This is a genomic window from Streptomyces sp. NPDC004561 (assembly GCF_053602155.1).
In genome coordinates, this window is sequence record NZ_JBSGDB010000737.1 from 1 (window position 1) to 2,939 (window position 2,939).

At 73.9% G+C, this 2,939-nt stretch carries 1 protein-coding gene; it reads left to right on the top strand.

The window, feature by feature from the left end; all coding sequences use genetic code 11:
- On the top strand, window positions 1-2,939 hold a 2,939-nt coding region (locus ACWEN3_RS44480), incomplete at both ends, for an amino acid adenylation domain-containing protein (protein WP_452983843.1).

Below are 2,939 nucleotides of genomic sequence, written 5' to 3' on the forward strand. Positions count from 1 at the left end.
GCCGACCCGGGACCCGCCGTGCTCCGGGCGCACCTGCGGGAGCGGCTGCCGGAGTACATGGTGCCCGCCGCCTTCGTGACCCTGGACGCGCTGCCCCTCACCGCCAACGGCAAGCTCGACCGCAGGGCGCTGCCCGAGCCGGAGTCCGGCTCCACGGGCGGCGGCCGGGCTCCGCGCACCCCGCAGGAGCAGATCCTGTGCGAGCTGTTCGCGGAGGTCCTCGGGGTGGCCGAGGCCGGGGCCGACGACAGCTTCTTCGACCTGGGCGGCCACTCCCTGCTCGCCACCCGGCTGGTGGCCCGGGTCCGGGCCACCCTCGGCGTCGAGCTGGAACTGCGCACCCTGTTCGAGACGCCGACCCCGGCCGGTCTCGCGGCGAGCCTCGTCGAGGCCGGACGGGCGCGGCCGGCGCTGACCCCGCAGCGGCGCCCCGAGCGGATCCCGCTCTCCTTCGCCCAGCGGCGGCTGTGGTTCCTGCACCAGCTGGAGGGCGGCACCGCCCACTACAACATCCCGCTCGCCTGGCGTCTGACCGGTCCCCTCGACCGGGCCGCGCTGGAGGCCGCCCTGTCCGACGTGGTGGCCCGGCACGAGAGCCTGCGCACGGTGTACCCGCAGATCGACGGCGTGCCCCACCAGCAGGTGCTGAGCGCCGAGGACGCCGGCCCCCGGCTGCGCACGTCCTCCACCACAGAGGAGACGCTGGACCGCGACCTCACCGCGGCACTGGCCCACGCCTTCGACCTTTCCGTACAACCTCCGCTGCACGCCCGGCTGTTCGCGCTCCGCCCCGACGAGCACGTACTGCTGCTCGTCATCCACCACATCGCCGGTGACGGCTGGTCCCTCGGGCCCCTGGCGCGCGACCTGACCGCCGCGTACGCGGCCCGCCTCCGGGGCGAGGAGCCGAAGTGGGCTCCGCTGCCGGTGAGTTACGCCGACTACACCCTGTGGCAGCACCGGCTGCTCGGGGAGCACACCGACCCGGACAGCCTGTTCGCCCGCCAGTCCGCCTACTGGACGACGGCCCTGGCCGGACTGCCCGAGCAGATCCAGCTCCCCACCGACCGGCCCCGCCCGGCGGTCGCGTCCCACCGCGGCGGCTTCGTCACCGTCGACCTCAGTGCCGAACTCCACATGAAGCTGCGGGAGTTGGCACGCACCAGTGGCACCAGTCTGCACATGGTGCTGCAGGCCGGGCTCGCGGCGCTGCTGAGCCGGCTGGGCGCGGGCACCGACATCCCGGTCGGCAGCCTGGTCGCCGGGCGGACCGACGAGGCGCTGGACCAGCTCATCGGGTACTTCGTCAACACCCTGGTCCTCCGCACCGACACCAGCGGCGACCCCAGCTTCGCGAACCTGCTCGGCCGGGTCCGCGAGACCGCGCTCGGCGCCTACGCCCACCAGGACGTGCCCTTCGAGTACCTGGTGGAGGTCCTCAACCCGGCCCGGTCGCTGGCCCATCACCCGCTGTTCCAGGTCATGCTGGTGCTGCAGAACACCCCCAGGGCCGACTTCGCCCTCGCCGGTCTGGACGTCGCCGACGTCCGGCCGACCACCACCACCTCCAAGCTGGACCTGGTCCTCTCGCTGACCGAGCGCCACGGCGAGGACGGATCGCCCGAGGGCATCGAAGGGTTCATCGAGTACGCCGGGGACCTGTACGACCCGCAGACCGTGCGGACCACGACCGAGCGGTGGGTACGGCTGCTGGAGGCCGCGACCGCCGACCCCGGGCGGCGGATCAGCGAGTACGACATCCTCACCGCCGGCGAACACCGGCAGTTGTCGGCCGCCGAGGACACCGCCGTCGAGGCGCCCGCCCTCGCGCTGCCGGCCCTGTTCGAGGCACGGGCCCACGCCCGGCCCGACGCGCTCGCCCTGGAGTCCGGCGCCACCACGCTGACGTACGCCCAGCTCAACAACCGTGCCAACCGGCTCGCTCACGCGCTGACCGGCCGCGGAGTGGGGCCCGAGGACATCGTGGCGCTCGCGCTGCCACGCTCCGTCGACCTGGTCGTGGCCATGCTCGCCGTGCTCAAGGCCGGCGCCGCGTATCTGCCGCTGGACCCCGACTACCCGGTCGCCCGACTGGAGTTCATGGTCTCCGACGCCCGTCCCAAGCTGCTGATCGCCGACAGCGCACTGGACGACCGCCCCCTCGGCCCCCGGGAACCCGACCGCCTGGTGCTGGACTCGGCGGAGGCGGCCGCCCTGCTGGAGACCCTGCCCGAGACCGACCCCCGGATCGCCGTCGACCCGGCCAACCCCGCGTACGTGATCTACACGTCGGGCTCGACCGGGCGCCCCAAGGGCGTCGTGGTCGGCCACGCGGGCGTCGCCGTCCTGGTCGCGGAGCACGCCGAACGGTGCGCCATCGACACGAGCAGCCGCGTACTGCAGTTCGCCTCGCCCAGCTTCGACGCGTCGGTGTCCGAGGTCTTCCCCACGCTGCTGACCGGCGCCACGCTGGTGCTGCCGCCTGAGGGATCACCGCTCTCGGCCCTGAGCGACCCCGGCACCGGGGTGACGCACGTGACGTTGGTGCCGTCGGTGCTGGCCGTCGTCCCGGAGGGCGCGCTGTCCGTGTCGACGCTGATGGTCGGAGGCGAGGCGTGTCCGGCGGAGCTGGTCGAGCGATGGGCTCCCGGCCGCCGGATGATCAACGTCTACGGTCCCACGGAGACCACGGTGATCTCGACCATGGCGGGTCCGCTGGTCCCGTGCGGTCAGGCGCCGCCGATCGGCCGTCCCATCGCGGGCACCCGGGCGTACGTGCTCGACGAGCGGCTGCGACCGGTGCCGCCCGGCGTCCCCGGCGAGCTGTACGTGGCCGGTCTCGGGCTGGCCCGCGGCTACCTCGGCCGCCCGGGGCTCACCGCCGAACGGTTCGTCGCCTGCTCCCGAGCCCGGCGCAGCAGCCGCTCGCGCAGGAAGAC